We start from the raw sequence: 16965 nt of genomic DNA, 5'->3' as shown, positions 1-16965 counted from the left end.
GCTTGAGCAATTTGAGGGCTCCGCGCCCGGCGCGCTTGCCCAAAACGAAACCAACGAATATGAAAACCAGACCCGCAGACTCTCGTTATGAATGAGGGAGCCTCGGGGGGCAGGTCACGTGCCTTCAACTCTATCGGCCACCGGCGCTTGCCATCCGGTCCGCGCGGAACCCTTCGTAAAAACTCTGCCGTAGGCTCCATATAGAAACTCCCTTCAAAACTATGAGAGAAGGGAATCGCAGATCAGGCGCACACAAGAAAGGTGGGGGCTAAGCACCGCTTACCCTGTAAGTCCCCATAACCCCAGCCGATTTCAGCGCGGAATCAAGGCCGAAGGCCGCCGCGCATCGCCGTCCCGTCGGCACGGCGATGCGCGGCTCAGCACCCGGTCCCTAAACCTTCGCCAGCTTCGCCAGATCCTGCGCAATCGCATATGCGCCCTGCACCTTTGCCTTGGTCGTTGACCAATCCCGGCGCACCACGACCTTGTTGTCGCGCACTTTCGCCTGCCCCTTCTGGGCCTTGATGAACTCCACCAAACCGCCCGGATTGGCAAACTTGTCCTTGTGGAACTGGATCACAGCCCCCTTTGGTCCGCCATCCAGCTTGGCAATACCGGCCTGTTTGCACAGCGATTTGATCCGCACGATGTTCATCAGCATGTTGACCTCTTTCGGCAGCTTGCCGAAACGGTCGATCAGTTCGGCGGCAAAGCCTTCCAACTCTACCTTTGTATGAAGTGAGGACAGGCGGCGATAGAGGCCCAGCCGCAAATCCAGATCCGGCACATAATCATCGGGGATCAATACCGGCACGCCCAGATTGATCTGGGGCGCCCAGCCTTCGTCTGCCTCGGACAGTCCCTCCATCTCGCCGGCCTTCATCTTGGCAATCGCCTCTTCCAGCATGTCCTGGTACAGTTCATAGCCAACTTCGCGCACCTGGCCCGACTGCTCTTCGCCGAGCAGGTTCCCCGCCCCGCGAAGATCCAAATCCTGCGACGCCAGCGAGAACCCTGCCCCAAGCTCCGAAATTGACCCAAGCACGCGCAGCCGCTTTTCTGCATCCGGTGTCAGTTTCTGACGGGCCCGCGTGGTGAAATAGGCATAGGCCCGCAGCTTGGACCGGCCAACCCGCCCCCGGATCTGGTAAAGCTGCGCCAAACCGAACATATCAGCGCGATGCACGATCAGCGTGTTGGCCGAAGGAATATCCAGCCCGCTCTCGATGATCGTCGTGGCCAGCAAAACGTCATAGGCCCCGTCATAAAAGGCATTCATCCGTTTATCGAGATCACCGGCCGCCATCTGGCCATGCGCAGTCACAAAGCTGACCTCGGGCACCTGTTCGCGCAAAAACTCCTCCATCTCAGCCATATCGGCCACGCGCGGCACGACAAAGAAGGATTGCCCGCCGCGATAATGTTCGCGCAGCAGCGCCTCGCGGATGGTCACGGTGTCAAACTCGCTGACATAGGTGCGGATCGCCAGCCGGTCTACGGGCGGGGTGCCGATCAGAGACAGCTCGCGCACACCAGACAGCGCCATCTGCAGTGTGCGCGGGATCGGTGTGGCAGTCAGAGTCAGAACATGCACCTCGGACCGCAGCTGTTTCAGGCGCTCCTTGTGGGTGACGCCGAACTTTTGCTCTTCATCGACAATCAGCAGGCCAAGATCGTTGAACTTTATGGACTTTGCCAGCAGCGCATGGGTGCCGACAACGATATCCACCGTGCCATCGGTCAGCCCCTTGCGGGTTTCCTCTGCCTCTGCTGCAGGCACGAACCGCGACAATTGCCGCACTTTCACTGGCAGGCCGCGAAACCTCTCGGCGAAGGATTGGAAATGCTGGCGGGTCAGCAACGTGGTCGGTGTGATCACGGCCACCTGCGTGCCCGACATCGCCGCGACAAAGGCCGCACGCAGTGCAACCTCGGTCTTGCCGAACCCGACATCGCCGCAGACCAGCCGATCCATCGGATGGCCCGAGGCCATATCCCCCAGAACATCCTCAATCGCGTTCAACTGATCATCGGTTTCCTCATAGGGAAACCGAGCGCTGAATTCATCCCACAGGTGATCAGGCGGGGTCAGCTTGGGCGCGACGCGCAAAGCCCGTTCTGCCGCAATGCGGATCAGACGCTCCGCCATATCGCGGATACGCTCTTTCAGCTTGGCTTTCTTGGCCTGCCAGGCCCCGCCGCCCAGCCGATCCAACAGCCCCTCTTCATGGCCGTAACGGCTAAGCAGTTCGACGTTTTCCACCGGCAGATAAAGCCGCGCGCCTTCGGCATATTCCAGCGCCAGACATTCATGTGGCGCACCTGCCGCAGTGACGGTTTCCAAACCGGTGTAGCGTCCGATGCCATGTTCGACATGGACGACCAGATCACCAACCGAAAGGCTGCTGGCCTCGGTCAGGAAATTCTCGGCCCGGTGACGCTTGCGCGCACCGCGGATCAGGCGATCCCCTAGGATGTCCTGCTCCGAGATGACCGTCAGGTCTTTTGACGTGAACCCGGCCTCAAGCGGCCACACCGTGACATGCACCGGCGCATCCGGATCCAGATCGGCCACACGCGAAACCTTTTTGGCCCCCGAAAGACCGTGATCCTCAAGAATCCCCGCCATCCGCTCTGCTGAACCGGCAGAATAGCTGGCAACCAAAACCGGACCCGCGCAGCGCTGTTTTTTCAGGTAGGACGCAACCGCATCAAACAGATTGCCATCCTCGGCCTGACGCTCTGGCGCAAAGTTTCGCCCGATCCGTCCCCCGGCATCCGTGACGTTTGGCCCGTTGGGCTGCGGCAATGGCGACAGTTGCCGCATCGTATGGCCCTGCATCGCTTTGGCCAGCGCGCCGGGATCAAGGTAAAGCGCCTGCGGTTCAACAGGTTTGTAGACCGTTTCCAGACCGCTGCGCGTTGTCATCGCCTCCTGCCGTGCGGCGTATTGCTCGGAAATCGCGTCCCATCGGGCCTCGTGACTGGCCGCAAAACGGTCGTCCAGCAGGATTTGAGCCTTCGGCAGATAGTCCAGCAGCGTGTCCAGACCGTCGTGAAAGAAGGGCAACCAATGCTCCATGCCCTGATACTTACGACCTGCGCTGACCGCCTCGTACAGGGGATCATCATTACCGGCAGCCCCGAATGTAAGGCGATAGTTTTGCCGAAACCGCGTGATCGAGGCCTCGTCCAGAATAAACTCCTGCGCTGCGGCCAGATCAAGCCGGTTGATACTGCGGGTGGTTCGCTGGGTCATGGGATCAAATTCGCGCGCGCCGTCCAACACATCACCGAAGAAATCGAGCCGCACGGGCGCCGAACTGCCCGGCGGATAGATATCGATCAAGCCGCCCCGAATGGCAAAATCACCTGGATCAACAGCGGTTGCGCATTGGCTGAAACCGGTGCAGACTAGAAAGTTGCGCAAGCCATCAATGTCGACCCGTTCCCCGACCCGCGCCGAGAAGCTGTTTCCCGCAATCATATCCGCCGGCGGGACGCGTTGAACCAGCGCATTCAGGGTTGTCAAAACAACCGATGGTCGGTCAAAGCCCCCTGCCAGCGCGGCAAGGGTCGCAACACGCCGCGCTGTTACATCCGGCGAAGGCGACGTTCGGTCATAGGCCACGCAATCCCAGGCCGGAAACTCCAGCACGGGAAGGTCCGGGGCAAAGAATTCAAGCGCATCGCGACTTGCAGCCAGACGTGCGGCATCACGCACGACCCAAAGGACCGGTCCCTTGGCCGCCGCCACGCGGGCTGCAACGACACGGGCATCAAACCCCTCCGGGGCGCCACTGATCAGACCCTCATCCATAACGCCCTCTCAGAACATAGAAAACCGGGAGACGACATAATAGATTGCCAAGGCTGCCGTAATGCTGATTGCGAAAAAACCGATAAATTGTGAGATCAACCGCTGCCGTCGTAACAATCCGCGCGCTTCCGCTCCTCTGGCTCCGGTTCGTTCAATGCGAAACGCTGTATGAACAGATGTGGCGTAGACAAGGGTCAGTGGACCAAGGATCGTCGCCACTGCTTCTGCCAATTCCATATCGAACCAAAGCCCAAGTGTAGTAAGGGTCGAAAGCAGAAAAAACCAGATCAGTGTGATCATGACCCCATATCGACGAAACAGCGTTACCATACGCCATACAGATGCATCGATCATCGCATCGCATTTGATGGCCGCCTCGCTTGCTTCGTTGTTTTCGCGATTGGCCAGCGTAACCATGTCATAGGGCACCGCTAACGGGAAATGCCCGACCAAAGACCAGCAAACCACATGGGCAAACCAGAACCAGATCGACCAAAGGCTGTCGAACCGCACTAGGATAAATAGCTCATCCATTGTGGCGATCCTTAGCTTGGCAAATTGGACAAAAAAGCGTCGTCTGCAATCTCAGGCCTGTCGTCGGGGTCAGATGCGGGTTCTAGTGACCTAACCCATTCCTGCGGTTATGCAATGCAAATCCGTCAAATCCGGTTGAGCCTTTGGCACCAGCATGCCAAGACGGACCGAAATGGAGGTGCCCAGATGACACAAGCCACCGGACCATATCCGCTGATCCGCGGTCGCCGGTTGCGCCGCACGAGCTGGATACGCGACCTTGTGCAGGAAACGCAGCTTTCGACCGCCGATCTGATCTGGCCAATCTTCGTTCGGGATGGCGACAATATCGAAGAGCCTATTGCCTCTATGCCCGGTGTCTCTCGTCTCAGTATCGACCGGGCCCTGAGCGCCGCGAAACTAGCCGCTGATCTCGGCATTCCCTGCATCGCTCTGTTTCCTTACACAGATCCGTCAAAGAAAAGCCCCCAAGCGCAAGAGGCCTGGAATCCGGACAATTTGGTCAACACAGCAACGCGCGAAATCAAACAGGCAGTGCCAGAGCTGGGAATTATGCTAGATGTCGCGCTTGACCCGTATAACTCTGACGGTCATGATGGACTGATGCGCAATGGCGTAGTGCTGAATGACGAAACACTGGTAGCACTGGAAAAACAGGCTCTGGCCCAGGCCGAGGCAGGCGCGGACATTTTGGGACCATCCGACATGATGGATGGCCGCATCGGTGTGATCCGGCAGGCGCTGGAACGCAAGGGATTTCACGATACAGCCATCATGAGCTACGCGGCAAAATACGCGTCTGCCTTCTATGGCCCATTCCGCGATGCCGTCGGCGCTAGCGGGGCCCTGAAAGGTAACAAAAAAACCTATCAACTAGACCCCGGAAACAGTGATGAGGCCCTGCGAGAGGTCGCCCGCGATCTGGCCGAGGGGGCGGATATGGTCATGATCAAACCTGGCCTGCCTTATCTTGACATCTGCAGCCGCGTATCGCGGGAACTTGGTCCACCAACCTTCGCTTATCAGGTCTCTGGCGAATACGCGATGATCGCTAGCGCGGCCGAGCGCGGCTGGCTGAACGGCGATGCTGCCGCACTGGAAAGCCTACTGGCCTTCAAACGCGCAGGCTGTGCCGGCATCCTGACCTATTTCGCCCTGCACGTGGCAGAGTTGCTAAAAACTGAGCCGCCTTTCGGCGGCAAGACAGTCAGTGGCCTTCGGCCCGAGCCTGCCGGCGACCCCCTCCGGGGTGGCCCTGCCGGGAGCGGATATTTGTGGAACAATGAAGGCTAAAGCGTTTCGAGTTTACCTTGAGACATTACATAAAATCGAAACGCGTACGCCATATAGGCTTATCACCGCGTTTCGGGATAATCCTTTGTCTCAGGTTTATCCCGAAACGCTTTAAAGAGCCATTCCTCTCCTTCATTGTTCCACAAATATCCCCGCCGGAGGCATGGCCCGAACGGGCCGTTTTCTTCTACGTTGAGGTAAGGTTATCAGATGCGAGGGCGCGATAAATCTCATTCAATGCCGCCGCCTCTACGTCGATAGAATGTTCGCCAACCATCAACGCCCTGGCTTTTTCACCGACCATTGCGGTTGCCTCAGGTGTGTCGAGATAAGGGCGCAGAGCTGTCACCAGCGATGCGGCATTGCCTGTGTCAAACATCGCGCCACCAGTTTCGGGCGCCATCAGTTCTGGCCAATAACCAGCGCCCGAGGTTACTACGACAGCGCCGGAAGCCATGGCTTCCATCGGCGTCAAACCGAAGCCCTCGCGTTCAGAGGCCGCGACGCAGATCAGGCATCGGCGGTACCAGGTGCGGACCTCCTCCCGGTTTAGATCACCGAGGAAAACAATACGGTCCTGCAGTCCTGCCCCCTTGATTTTCTCCTGCAGCTCCACTTGATAATCCGCCCATGTGCCAGAGCTTAAGCCGGTGATGAACGCGGTGAAATCGGGATGGTCGGGCAGCAGCTCAATCATCGCCTCCACAAAAGTATGGGTGCCTTTCGAGGGCCGTATCCGTCCGAAACAGCCAATGCCATAGCGTCCGGGTAAACCGCTATCAATAAATGCGGTCAGTTTATCCTTTGGCGGTGAAAACCAATCGGTATCCACACCATGCGGGACAATCCGGCTGTGCCAGTCAAGAAACGCCGCCGATCGGGCGGAGGTAGCGACAATTGCATCCATCCGGTTCATGACAAAACGCAGAAACCAGCCATGACGTTTCGGGGCCGCTGATGTAAACAGCAGTTTCCAGCGTTGCCGCAGCACATGGCGCAGGAACAGTCCGGCCAGCATTTCAATATCGCGCCGGGCGTGCCAGACGCGCCATCCGTCAGGCGCGGGCGTCCAACCGGCGCATAGCACCTTCCAAAAGGACATCTTTCCCGGCAGATCCAGGTTACCGCTATCCACCAGCGTTATGTCCATATCGCGCCGCTGGATTGGAACCAGCGCCGCCACCGTTGCTGAAACCCCGGTAAAGCGTCGATGCAGGTTGGTCACCACGACCGATCCCAGTTTGGTCACCGCGTTCCCCTTCTTGTTCATTGACCGGGCTTACCAAGCCCTACCTCCCATGCCAACACGTGACCTCTGCCGCACTGCGTGCTAGTTTATACTCAACACCGGCGCATGACCGGTGAAGAGGCCCAACGGTAACAAAGGATCCGAGCATGACCCCTCTGAACAGACGTGTATTTCTGGTGGCTGGTGCGGCGGGTACCGCAGCATGCGGCAGCATCAACACCCCCTCAGCCGCAGCGATAAATAGCGATGTCGCTGCCTCAAAAAACCTGTTGTATCGCAGTGTTCCTGGCGCGCAGGAGCTGAGCGGCAGAGCTGCGGGCGTCCTGATCATTCCGCGCATCCTGGAAGGCGGTTTTCTGGTTTCCGGTGCCTACGGAGAGGGCGCGCTGCAGATCGGTGATGCAACGGTGGAGTATTACTCCATGGCCGCCGCTGCGGTTGGGCTGCAGTTGGGTGTGCAGACCTTTGCCCAGGCGCTGTTCTTCATGACACCGAGCGCATTGGCGAAATTCCGCTCGACCGATGGTTGGGAACTTGGCATCGATGCGGAAGCTGCCGCTTTTGAGGAAGGGGTGAATTTCGGGGCCTCGACCACATCTGTCAGTCAACCGGTTGTACAGCTGATCTATGGTCAGCGCGGCCTGATTGTCGGTGCCTCCCTTGAGGGGGCAAAGTATTCGCGGCTGATCCGTAGTTAGCCCGGGAACTCTGTGGCCTGCTCGATTGTCAGCAGGCCATTGGGGGCAGTCTGCAAAACGGCCTGGGCCGCCTCCTCAGTGCCTTTGAGCCAATCATCCAGCGCATTTTCAAACAAAAGTGCCGGCATACGGTGATGTATATCCTTGAGGTCCGTGTTCGGGGCGCAGGTGACGGTTGCGAGTTGCGGCACACGAACCCCGCCCGGGCCATCCCAGATATCGTAGATAGCAGCAAAGGCCAGAACCGGTTGATCCTTGGCAAATATACGCACCGGGTCTTAAGGCGTTTTTCGCCGGTCCATTCATACCAGCCATTGACCGGCAGCACGCAGCGCTGAACGCCCTCGAAGGCAGACTTGCCAAACAGGGTCTCGCTGCGGGCGTTCACAACGGTCTCCATCACCGGCCGCCCGCGGGCGTTACGCCGGCCGCTCATGATCATGCCCCAGCGCATCTGCATCATCTGGCGCGGCGCGGCGATCAGTGCGGCAACATTCTCACCCGGTGCGGCATCCGGGCGCGGGCCGGGGTCCACAAGATCACAGGTTGCGTCAAACCCTTGGGCCAACGCCTTCAGTGGGGTGGTCAGAAAGAAACGTCCGGGCATAGGTGCAATATATCCCCTCAGAAATGTTCGATCACCCGAAATCTATGATCCGCAGGGCGCAATATTGCCGTTTTCCGTGAATTCCGCGTCATACCATTGCCAAATTTCTACGATTAGTATGACATTCCAGCGGGGGCAACGGAACTAGAACGATACTGAGGGGCCCCCTGTGATCAATCGCCGAAGCCTTATTCTTGGCAGCTTTGCCTGTCTGACCATTTCCCCGGCTCAGGCGGCTGCGAATGTGGAAAATCTTATTCTGCAGCAGACCAATGCCGTGCGCCGCCAGAAGGGGCTACCAGCATTGCGCCCGTCTCCGGCTTTGCGGAAGGCAGCCGCGGGATATTCACAGGTTTTGGCACGCTCGGGCCGCTTCAGCCACAATGCTGATGGCACGTCGATCTCGGATCGGGCCCGCAAGGTTGGCTATCGCTACAAGTGGTTGGCCGAGAACATCGCGTATCGCAGCCACCGCGCAGATAGCAACCAATTGGCCAGCCTGTTTGTCGAAAGCTGGATGAATTCCGCCGGACACCGTCGCAATCTGCTGTCACGCAAGGCGCGTGAGGTTGGTATCGGCGTGTCCGCGCGCGGCAACCGGGTCTATGCAGTGCAGTTCTTTGGCTCACCGCGCTAGGCGGTCTCCGTTTATTTCCTGACTGACCCTTGCATCAAAGGCATAAGCGCAGCCATCTCTGGCCCCTGCCCCTGCCCGGTCAAGGCCTTGCGTAAGGGTCGGAACAGTGCGCCGCCCTTGCGCCCGGTGGCCGCTTTGACTTCGGTGGTCCAATCGGCCCAGCTTGTTTCAGTCCAAGGCTGCGGGGGCAGAAGGTCGAGCGCCTGATCGACAAACGCGCGGTCTTCATCATCCACCAGCGGCACAGCACCCTCTTGGCAGATCGCCCACCACATCGCGGCGCCTTCCACCATTTGCAGGTTTTCGCGCACCGTTGGCCAGAATTTCACCTGAACCTCGGCGGGAATACCGAGGGAAGACAGCCGGTCGGCCACCTGCTCGGTCGGCATAGAATGTACCAGCTTGGCCGACAAAGGCGCAAAGTCATCTGGGTTCAACCGGGTCGGTGCGGTGCCGAAACTGGACAGGTCAAAACCGTCGATTAACTCGGCATGGCTGGCACAGGGCACAACCGGCTGGCTGGTGCCCAGGCGCGCCAGCAGCGACAGAATGGCCAAAGGCTCAAGCCCCTTTTCGCGCAGATCGCGTAGCGAAAGGGTGCCGAGGCGCTTTGACAGAGCTTCCCCTTCCGGGCCGGTCAGCAAGGAATGATGTGCAAAAACCGGCGCATCCCCGCCCAATGCCCCGATCATCTGAACCTGAGTTGCTGTGTTGGTGATATGATCCGCGCCGCGCACCACATGAGTGATCCCCATCTCCATATCATCGACCACAGATGCCAAGGTATAAAGCACCTGCCCGTCCCCCCGGATCAGCACCGGGTCCGAGACCGAGGCCGCATCAATCGACACATCCCCCTGAATACCGTCCTGCCAGGCCACCCGTTCCTGATCCAGCAGGAACCGCCAATGGCCGCCGCGTTCCGCCCGCAAGGCATCCTTTTCTGCATCACTGAGCGCCAGCGCGGCACGGTCATAAACCGGCGGCTTGCCACGGTTCAGTTGACTGCGGCGTTTAAGCGCCAGTTCCTGCGGGGTTTCAAATGCCTCGTAAAGCCGACCATCGGCGCGCAACCGATCCGCTGCGGAGGCATAGCGATCAAGTCGCTTGGACTGATGCTCCTCCCGGTCCCAGGTCAGGCCCAGCCAGGTCAGGTCCTCGCGGATAGCATCTATATATTCCTGCTTTGACCGCTCCGCGTCGGTGTCGTCGATACGCAGTATGAAGGTGCCGCCCGCCTTGCGCGCGATCATCCAGTTCAAAAGCGCAGGGCGCAGGTTGCCGACATGCAGCAAACCTGTGGGCGACGGGGCGAAACGGGTGACGGTCATGCGAACTCCGGTGATGTTTCGACGGGTTCTAGCGGGTCCTGCCCCGGGTTTTAAGTCCAAATTCACCTCTGGACCCATGCTGGACACGCGCTATCTGTCCCCGCATAGTTCATCGCAATGATATCACAGGGGGAAGGTTCGCCATGTCAAAGTTGTTGCTATCCCGTCGCAAAGCCCTGCTGGGCGGGGCGATGCTGCCCGTTGCTGGCCTTAGCGCAGGGGCTGCCCGCGCCAAGGCACCGATCATGGGCGCCAGCACGCCCAGTTTCAACCGCTTTCAGGTTGGGGAGTTCGATGTCGTCACCCTGCTCGATTCGACCCAACCCGTCGAGAGCCCACAATCGATTTTCGGTCTCAATGTCTCCGAGGAGGAATTCGCCGCGGTATCTGACGCCGCCCTGATCCCCACCACGGTGACGCAGTTTTTCTTTACCCCGACGCTGGTGAACAATGGCGAGGAACTGGTGCTGTTCGATACCGGCTATGGGCCGGGGCTGGTCAGCGCATTGGCCGCAGCCGGATACACCCCGGATCAGATCGACAAAGTGGTTCTGACCCATATGCATGGTGACCACATTTCGGGCTTGAACCTGGACGGAGCCGTCACCTATCCAAACGCCACCTATATCTGTGGCGCGGCTGAGGATAATCACTGGTCAAAGGCTGAAAATCAGGGATATGAGGCCAAGGTTCGCCCGATCCGCGAAAAGATGACCTTCATCAATGACGGCGATGAAGTCGCAACAGGCATTACCGCCATGGCCGCCTTTGGTCATACGCCCGGTCATATGACGTATCTGGTCGATGACTTCGGCGAGCAGTTGCTGATCGCGGGTGACATCGCCAATCACTATGTCTGGTCCCTGGCCTATCCCGATTGGGAGGTCGGGTTTGACATGGACAAAACCGCTGCCGCCGCAGCCCGTCGCAAGGTCTTTGGCATGTTGGCTGCTGAGCGTATCCCGTTTATCGGCTACCACATGCCCTTTCCCGGTTTGGGCTATGTGGCCAGCGAGGGCGATGGCTTTCGTTATATACCCTCAAGCTATCAACACATGCTCTAGTGGCAGTGCCGCGTGGCGATATCGCCATGCGGCGCGCCATCCTCCCAAAACATGACACCGATGCACGAGGATAAAACCTTGGTCTTTAGCCGTTGCCTTTCAGCCTCGGCTCTGAGCATCTTGCGAACGAACCGTTAGACGACCGCAGGTCCCCAATGCGCGATATCCTGACACTGACGCTGAACCCGTCCATCGATCTGTCGACCTATGCGCCGAAGGTCACAGCCGGGCCAAAGCTGCGTTGTGCAGCGCCCGAAGTTGCCCCGGGTGGCGGCGGGATCAATGTTGCGCGCGCCATTCGCATTCTGGGTGGACCAGCAAGTGCGCTGGTTGCGGCAGGGGGCGCAAACGGAGCGCGGCTGGTCGAGTTGTTGCAGGCCGAGGGGATCGAGGTTCATTGCTTTGACGCCCCCGGTGACACCCGCGAAAGCCTAGCCGTCACAGATAGCAGCACAGGCGAGCAATATCGCTTTGTGCTGCCCGGACCGGAATGGGCCGAGGATGACATAACACGGCTGATGAACCGCACCACAGATCTGGCCCCATCAGGTAGCATCGTCGTTCTATCAGGCAGTCAGCCCCCTGGAATTTCTGCAACCTTCCCGGCCCGGCTGGCCGCTGCGCTGCTGCAGCGCGACGTAAAGCTGGTCATAGATACCTCTGGCTCGGCGCTTGAGGCGCTGGTCGCAGATCAGACTGTGACCCCATATCTTTTGCGTATGGATAATGCTGAGGCCGTTGAACTGGCTGGCCATCCCCTGCCGACACGCCAGAACACCGCCCGCTTTGCGCGCCGCCTTGTCGAACAGGATACAGCCGAGATCGTCATCATGGCCCGCGGTGCCGAGGGCAGCGTTCTGGTCGATGCTGATCGCGCCCTGCACTGCACTGCTGCAGATGTGCCGGTGATCAGTGCTGTGGGTGCGGGCGACAGCTTTGTCGGGGCGCTTGTTCTGGCGCTGGCCTCTGGTGCAGACCGGGACCGGGCCTTGCAGGATGGCTGTATCGCGGCCAGTTCTGCGGTGATGACCGAAGGCACGCGGCTGTGCCGTCGGTCGGATATGACCGATTTGCGCCCTCAATGTCGTCTCAGCGAAATCGACGACATCTGAGGAAAGGTTAGCATTCATAAACCTTTATATGTGCACCTGATCCCAGAAAAACCTTTCACGAATCGGCGAGAATCTGCCAGATTTCGCCTCAGATATCGGTCACGCGATCGCGTGGTTGCACCTAGGCAGGTGCTGCTTTAGGCATCGCTGAGTGGGGGAGTTCGGCGGATCGGCTTTGGCTGATGCGTCATGCGAACAACGGGTTAAAAAGACGTATGAACGACAAATCCGATCTCAGCGACCAAAGCCAACTTCATGGTCGTACGATCACTATCTCTGCCAAAGGTCACACACGCCAGATCCATCTGTCGCCTCTACGCCAGGCACTTTGGGCCACGGGCGCGCTTTGCATTGTGGGCTGGACGACGATTTCAAGCGCATTTTTTGTGATGTCGATGGTCAACCCGGTAAATGACGGGGCCAGCACCAACGCACTGCACGAAGCCTATCAGGCACGCATAGCGACCCTTGCCAGCGAACGTGACAGCGAATCCGCTGCGGCTATAGAAGCCCGGGCACGGTTTCAGAAATCCCTGGACCAGATAACCGCATTGCAGGGCGACCTGCATACCAGCCTACGTGACCGCCAGGAATTGCGCGCCTCGATCAATGCGCTGCGCGATCAATTGGTTGTTGCAACGCTTGAACGGAACGAAGCCACTGCCGAATCTACGGAATTGGCCAGTGCAATCGACGATATGGCAGACAGCGTCGAAAAGGTGCGCGAAGCTGGCGAACTGGCCGATACGCTGAATGTTATCTCAACCACGCTGGGCTCTACCGCCCGCGAGCGCGACGAGGCGCTTCAGGAAATGGCAGTGATGGAGACACAGATCGCCTCGCTCGAACTGTCGATGCAGATCAATGCGGAACGTCAGGAACGCATGATAGCAGAGCTTGAGGACGCGGTAGAGATGTCGTTCAAGCCACTTGAAGCCATGTTCGAACGCTCTGGCCTCGATGTGAACACACTGGTTTCAGCAGTTCAGCCGACAAGCGTCGGCCAGGGCGGCCCGCTGACCCCGTTGACCATGGGCACAAAGGGCTTCGACCCGGAACTGTCTACGCGGTTCGGTTCGGTTGTGAAGGGCATGGATCGGATGAACTCCATGCGGATCGCAGCCAGCAAGATCCCGTTTACAATGCCGGTTCGGTCTGCACATCGCTTTACCTCTAGCTTCGGCGGGCGGCGCGACCCGATCACCGGCGGTATTCGTTCCCATAATGGCATCGATCTGGCGGCAGGCCGCGGCACGCCTATCTATTCGACCGCTGACGGTGTCGTTGTGTTTGCCAGCCGCCAACGTGGCTATGGCAATCAGATCAAAATTCGTCACCAGTTCGGCTTTGAGACAGTCTATGCTCATCTGAATAAAATCCACGTCAAGGTTGGTGACCGGATTGCACGCGGCGACCATATCGGCGATATGGGGAATACAGGCCGGAGTACCGGCGTGCATTTGCACTATGAGGTGCGCCTCAGCGGCAAACCGGTCAACCCAATGACATATATAAAGGCAGCGAGAGATGTTTTCTAAAAACAAACCTGACGAACCCGCATCCGGCAGTTCAAGTGACAAGTCTAAGCCGGGAACGCCCCCGCCATCCAGCCCGCCGTCGAAATCGTCGGACAGCGGTTCCAGCGCGCCGACCACACCCAAAGCAAAGCCGGTGCCGTCAATCCTGTCCTCTGATCTGAATATCAAAGGCACTGTGACCACCTCCGGCGATGTACAAGTCGAAGGTATGGTGGAAGGCGATGTTGAGGCGCATATGCTGACCATCGGCGAAAACGCTACTGTTAAGGGCGAAGTCGTTGCCGACGATGTGGTCGTGACCGGCCGGGTGATCGGGCGCGTTCGCGGTCTGAAGGTTCGCCTGACATCCACCGCGCGGGTCGAGGGCGATATCGTCCACAAGACCATCGCCATCGAAAGCGGTGCACATTTCGAAGGCTCGGTTCAGCGCAATGATGATCCGCTGAAGTCTGGCGGTAAAGCTGTCAGCGGTGCGTCTGGCGGCTCGAAATCCGGCTCTGACAGCACCGGCTGATCACATACCAAGACGGGTATTCAGCAAAGGGCGCCTCAGCGGCGCCCTTTCGTTTTCCATCAGGTTTTGCGCGCCACGATGTAACGCGAGGGCGGATTGACCGGATGATTGCCGGTCTCAACGATGCGAAACCCCTGCCCTGTGATCATCTTCTCCAACTCTTCAATGCGCCGCATTTTGACAAAGGGCGCTTTGCCAAGCATTTGCATCAGCGGCAGCACCAGCATGATCATCCGGTATTTCAGACTGCCAAACCCCTTAGGTTTGCATGTCGTCTTTGAGATGAACAAACCACCAGGCTTTACCGCCCGGGCAATCCGCCCCAGATCGGCCTCAGCCTCTGGCAACAGGTGCAACAGGTTAAAGGCCAGCACCACGTCATATTGCTGATCCCGCGTCGCGGTGGCGACATCGCAAGCCTCCAATGTCAGATTATCAACATCCTCTTCGGTGATCTTGCGGTTGCCGACATCAATCATGCCTTGCGCGATATCAGTCCCGTGATAACGCTTGGCATACGGGGCCAGCAGCAGCGCGGTCGAGGCTGTCCCGCAGCCAAGCTCCAGCACCTCGTCATCCTTGCTGATATGGCTTTGGGTCCGCTCCAGAGTGTAGCGATAGCTTTCCATGTCGCTGATCGGGCTTTTGGCGTATTTTTCCGCGATGCCAGACCAGAATTTTGCTGTGTTGGTCATGTCGTTCTCCTCTCACCGGGAGTGATACATATGCAAATGCTGGATATAAATTGCCTAAATTCGTGGTTCGCCTATACATAAATGCATGAATGCCTCGAAAGACAGCTTTGACTGGAACCAGGTCCGCGCCTTCCTGGCAACGGTTGACGAAGGCTCACTTTCTGCCGCCGCCCGCAGCTTGGGGCAGACCCAGCCAACATTGGGCCGCCAGGTTGCGGCACTGGAAGCAGACCTTGGCGTCACCCTGTTCGAGCGCGTCGGCCGATCACTGCGATTGACCACCGCTGGCGCCGAACTGCTCACCCATGTCCGTACCATGGCGGATGCCGCAAACCGCGTCTCACTGGTCGCCTCCGGTCAGGCACAAGCCATTGAGGGGCGGGTACGCATCACCGCAAGCGACATGTTTGCCTCCGAAGTGCTGCCGCCGATCATCGCCACCCTCGTCCGCTCTGCCCCGCGATTGCAGATCGAGGTGATCGCAGCCAACAACATTCAGGACATCCTGAAACGTGAGGCCGATATCGCTGTGCGTCATGTCCGGCCAGATCAGCCAGATCTGATCGCGCGGCTGGTGCGCGAAAGCAAAGCCCTGTTTTATGCGTCGCGCAGCTTTCTGGACCGGATGGAGCGGCCGCAAGACATTGCCGATCTGAAGCGTTTTGACTTCGTCGGCATTGGCGATGATGAGGAAATGTTCAGCTATTACCGTCCCATGGGACTGCATCTGACATCCGACAATATCCGCGTTACCTCCGCCAATTTCCACACCGCATGGGAATTTGCCCGTCTGGGTCTAGGCGTTGTCCCTATGGAAGAACGGATCGCCCGGTTATATCCCGAGATGGAGCCGGTGTTGCCAGGAATGGAGCCGATCATGTTTCCAGTCTGGCTGACAACACATCGCGAGCTGCACACCAGCCGCCGCATCCGGCTGGTCTTCGACCACCTGGCCGAGCATCTGGCGAAGCTGGATTAGAGTACCGCGACAGATAGTTTGACCTTGGGTGCCTGCTAATCCGTTGATTTTTCGTCATCCAAAACCTGAGCGACGCACCTAGTTGACCTACTTGACAGATATATTGCCCCCTTAGCGCGGTTTCATCGAAACCAACCATTCAAAGTGTTGCTATCGAGGGGCGTAGGGCGAACAGGCGAACTTTCGCTGCAGCTGCGCGAATGACCGCTATGGAAAACGACTTAGTCTTTGACCATACCGCCGTGATATTTGAGCGTATAGGCTGTTTCATTTCCAAGAATTATCGTTTCAACTCCGTCGAAATGCCGATAGTCGCCGCCAACCTCATCGCGATATCGGTATTCACCGAAAAGACACTCATAGCCACCCAAAAATCGACCTTCCTTGTAAAGAGAAGAAAGTGCCTCTTTGATGACTGCCCCTGCTCTTTCAGCATCGATAAGGTCAGGGCGCAAAATATAACCGTAATAGTTCATGGCCCAAATCGGCCGTTCCGAGTGCCAAACGGTTTCTTGGCCCAGAAAGTCGGTTCCCCCAAAATAGCTGTCACGGTACGACCAGTCACCTTCTGTGAAAGTCAGATCATGAGAGCCTAACCGGCAGGGTTCGGAATTCTGTCCCCCACCAACATATGTTTGCTGTTTTGCAAGTATTATGAACTTTTCCAGTTGCTTCATGGCCGATGCCTCCGTTGGAACAAATTGGGAACATAATGATCATTTTGGTGATCTGAGGAAAGTCCAAATTTCTCCTGGCCGCCATTCGCACGCGATGTAGCATCGTTCAAAGAGGGCTCATGGACGAAGCCGCTCGCGCGGCACTGGCGCTTGTGGCAGCTGTTGATTTCCACCTGATAGACCTGCGGGTTTTGCGATTTGGCTGACCTGTCTGACG

Annotated in this window: 15 protein-coding genes and 1 pseudogene; 8 read left to right on the top strand and 8 right to left on the bottom strand. The window is 58.2% G+C overall.

Going from position 1 to position 16965, the window contains the following annotated elements:
* Positions 1–391: 391 nt before the first annotated feature.
* The gene (gene mfd, locus ACW9UQ_RS16360; protein WP_458932085.1) at positions 392–3820 is read right to left on the bottom strand and encodes a transcription-repair coupling factor; all 3429 of its coding nucleotides are present in this window, start codon (positions 3818–3820) and stop codon (positions 392–394) included.
* Positions 3821–3829: 9 nt separating this feature from the next.
* Complete coding sequence (locus ACW9UQ_RS16355; protein WP_458932084.1) at positions 3830–4354, bottom strand: hypothetical protein; 525 nt, start codon at positions 4352–4354, stop codon at positions 3830–3832.
* Between the two features lie 186 nt (positions 4355–4540).
* On the opposite strand from ACW9UQ_RS16355, the gene hemB reads away from it, so the two are divergent.
* Positions 4541–5647 (top strand): porphobilinogen synthase, encoded by a 1107-nt coding sequence (gene hemB / locus ACW9UQ_RS16350; RefSeq protein ID WP_458932083.1) that lies wholly within the window; start codon positions 4541–4543, stop codon positions 5645–5647.
* Positions 5648–5834: 187 nt separating this feature from the next.
* Here hemB and ACW9UQ_RS16345 read toward each other — a convergent pair whose 3' ends face one another.
* Entirely contained in the window at positions 5835–6896 is a 1062-nt protein-coding gene (locus ACW9UQ_RS16345) for a glycosyltransferase family 4 protein (protein WP_458932082.1), read from the bottom strand.
* Between the two features lie 146 nt (positions 6897–7042).
* On the opposite strand from ACW9UQ_RS16345, the gene ACW9UQ_RS16340 reads away from it, so the two are divergent.
* Positions 7043–7594: a lipid-binding SYLF domain-containing protein gene (locus ACW9UQ_RS16340; protein WP_458932081.1), complete on the top strand. Its 552-nt coding sequence runs from the start codon at positions 7043–7045 to the stop codon at positions 7592–7594.
* Here the strand turns inward: ACW9UQ_RS16340 and ACW9UQ_RS16335 are convergent.
* Positions 7591–8201: pseudogene (locus ACW9UQ_RS16335) on the bottom strand (SOS response-associated peptidase). The gene ACW9UQ_RS16340 and the pseudogene ACW9UQ_RS16335 sit on opposite strands and share 4 nt — an antisense overlap.
* Positions 8202–8370: 169 nt before the next feature.
* Here ACW9UQ_RS16335 and ACW9UQ_RS16330 point away from each other — a divergent pair.
* The gene (locus ACW9UQ_RS16330; RefSeq protein WP_458932080.1) at positions 8371–8838 is read left to right on the top strand and encodes a CAP domain-containing protein; all 468 of its coding nucleotides are present in this window, start codon (positions 8371–8373) and stop codon (positions 8836–8838) included.
* An 11-nt stretch (positions 8839–8849) separates the two neighbouring features.
* Here the strand turns inward: ACW9UQ_RS16330 and gltX are convergent, their stop codons facing one another.
* Positions 8850–10169, bottom strand: coding sequence for a glutamate--tRNA ligase (gltX, locus tag ACW9UQ_RS16325; RefSeq protein ID WP_458932079.1), 1320 nt, complete (start codon positions 10167–10169; stop codon positions 8850–8852).
* Between the two features lie 143 nt (positions 10170–10312).
* Here gltX and ACW9UQ_RS16320 point away from each other — a divergent pair, with 143 nt between their 5' ends.
* The 4 genes from ACW9UQ_RS16320 (at position 10313) to ACW9UQ_RS16305 (ending at position 14397) form a co-directional block, all read left to right on the top strand.
* Positions 10313–11233, top strand: a complete 921-nt coding sequence (locus ACW9UQ_RS16320) for an MBL fold metallo-hydrolase (RefSeq protein ID WP_458932078.1) — start codon at positions 10313–10315, stop codon at positions 11231–11233.
* Between the two features lie 155 nt (positions 11234–11388).
* Complete coding sequence (locus ACW9UQ_RS16315) at positions 11389–12345, top strand: 1-phosphofructokinase family hexose kinase (RefSeq protein ID WP_458932077.1); 957 nt, start codon at positions 11389–11391, stop codon at positions 12343–12345.
* 215 nt (positions 12346–12560) lie between these two features.
* Positions 12561–13883, top strand: a complete 1323-nt coding sequence (locus tag ACW9UQ_RS16310) for a DUF5930 domain-containing protein (protein ID WP_458932076.1) — start codon at positions 12561–12563, stop codon at positions 13881–13883.
* Positions 13873–14397, top strand: a complete 525-nt coding sequence (locus ACW9UQ_RS16305) for a bactofilin family protein (RefSeq protein WP_458932075.1) — start codon at positions 13873–13875, stop codon at positions 14395–14397. The genes ACW9UQ_RS16310 and ACW9UQ_RS16305 overlap by 11 nt, the downstream gene beginning before the upstream one ends.
* 59 nt (positions 14398–14456) lie before the next feature.
* On the opposite strand, the gene ACW9UQ_RS16300 is transcribed toward ACW9UQ_RS16305, so the two are convergent.
* Positions 14457–15092 carry a class I SAM-dependent methyltransferase gene (locus tag ACW9UQ_RS16300; protein WP_458932074.1) on the bottom strand — a complete coding sequence of 212 codons (636 nt, stop codon included), beginning with the start codon at positions 15090–15092 and terminating at the stop codon, positions 14457–14459.
* 85 nt (positions 15093–15177) lie between these two features.
* Between ACW9UQ_RS16300 and ACW9UQ_RS16295 the strand changes: the two genes are divergently transcribed.
* Positions 15178–16071, top strand: coding sequence for a LysR family transcriptional regulator (locus tag ACW9UQ_RS16295; protein ID WP_458932073.1), 894 nt, complete (start codon positions 15178–15180; stop codon positions 16069–16071).
* A 221-nt stretch (positions 16072–16292) separates the two neighbouring features.
* Here ACW9UQ_RS16295 and ACW9UQ_RS16290 read toward each other — a convergent pair whose 3' ends face one another.
* Positions 16293–16748, bottom strand: coding sequence for a DUF5680 domain-containing protein (locus ACW9UQ_RS16290; RefSeq protein WP_458932072.1), 456 nt, complete (start codon positions 16746–16748; stop codon positions 16293–16295).
* The coding region (locus tag ACW9UQ_RS16285) for a hypothetical protein (protein WP_458932071.1) at positions 16745–16965 on the bottom strand (221 nt) is incomplete at its 5' end. The genes ACW9UQ_RS16290 and ACW9UQ_RS16285, both read right to left, overlap by 4 nt.

The organism is Halovulum sp. GXIMD14793 (assembly GCF_054457435.1).
The sequence above is the reverse complement of the archived record's forward strand: the minus strand, read 5'-3'. Positions and strand labels throughout refer to the sequence as shown.

What these genes read in the sequence shown, in the direction of transcription:
- mfd (WP_458932085.1), bottom strand. Translation starts at nt 3,820, where the DNA reads ATGGATGAGGGTCTGATCAGTGGCGCCCCGGAGGGGTTTGATGCCCGT.
- ACW9UQ_RS16355 (WP_458932084.1), bottom strand. Translation starts at nt 4,354, where the DNA reads ATGGATGAGCTATTTATCCTAGTGCGGTTCGACAGCCTTTGGTCGATC.
- hemB (WP_458932083.1), top strand. Translation starts at nt 4,541, where the DNA reads ATGACACAAGCCACCGGACCATATCCGCTGATCCGCGGTCGCCGGTTG.
- ACW9UQ_RS16340 (WP_458932081.1), top strand. Translation starts at nt 7,043, where the DNA reads ATGACCCCTCTGAACAGACGTGTATTTCTGGTGGCTGGTGCGGCGGGT.
- gltX (WP_458932079.1), bottom strand. Translation starts at nt 10,169, where the DNA reads ATGACCGTCACCCGTTTCGCCCCGTCGCCCACAGGTTTGCTGCATGTC.
- ACW9UQ_RS16320 (WP_458932078.1), top strand. Translation starts at nt 10,313, where the DNA reads ATGTCAAAGTTGTTGCTATCCCGTCGCAAAGCCCTGCTGGGCGGGGCG.
- ACW9UQ_RS16315 (WP_458932077.1), top strand. Translation starts at nt 11,389, where the DNA reads ATGCGCGATATCCTGACACTGACGCTGAACCCGTCCATCGATCTGTCG.
- ACW9UQ_RS16310 (WP_458932076.1), top strand. Translation starts at nt 12,561, where the DNA reads ATGAACGACAAATCCGATCTCAGCGACCAAAGCCAACTTCATGGTCGT.
- ACW9UQ_RS16305 (WP_458932075.1), top strand. Translation starts at nt 13,873, where the DNA reads ATGTTTTCTAAAAACAAACCTGACGAACCCGCATCCGGCAGTTCAAGT.
- ACW9UQ_RS16300 (WP_458932074.1), bottom strand. Translation starts at nt 15,092, where the DNA reads ATGACCAACACAGCAAAATTCTGGTCTGGCATCGCGGAAAAATACGCC.
- ACW9UQ_RS16295 (WP_458932073.1), top strand. Translation starts at nt 15,178, where the DNA reads ATGAATGCCTCGAAAGACAGCTTTGACTGGAACCAGGTCCGCGCCTTC.
- ACW9UQ_RS16290 (WP_458932072.1), bottom strand. Translation starts at nt 16,748, where the DNA reads ATGAAGCAACTGGAAAAGTTCATAATACTTGCAAAACAGCAAACATAT.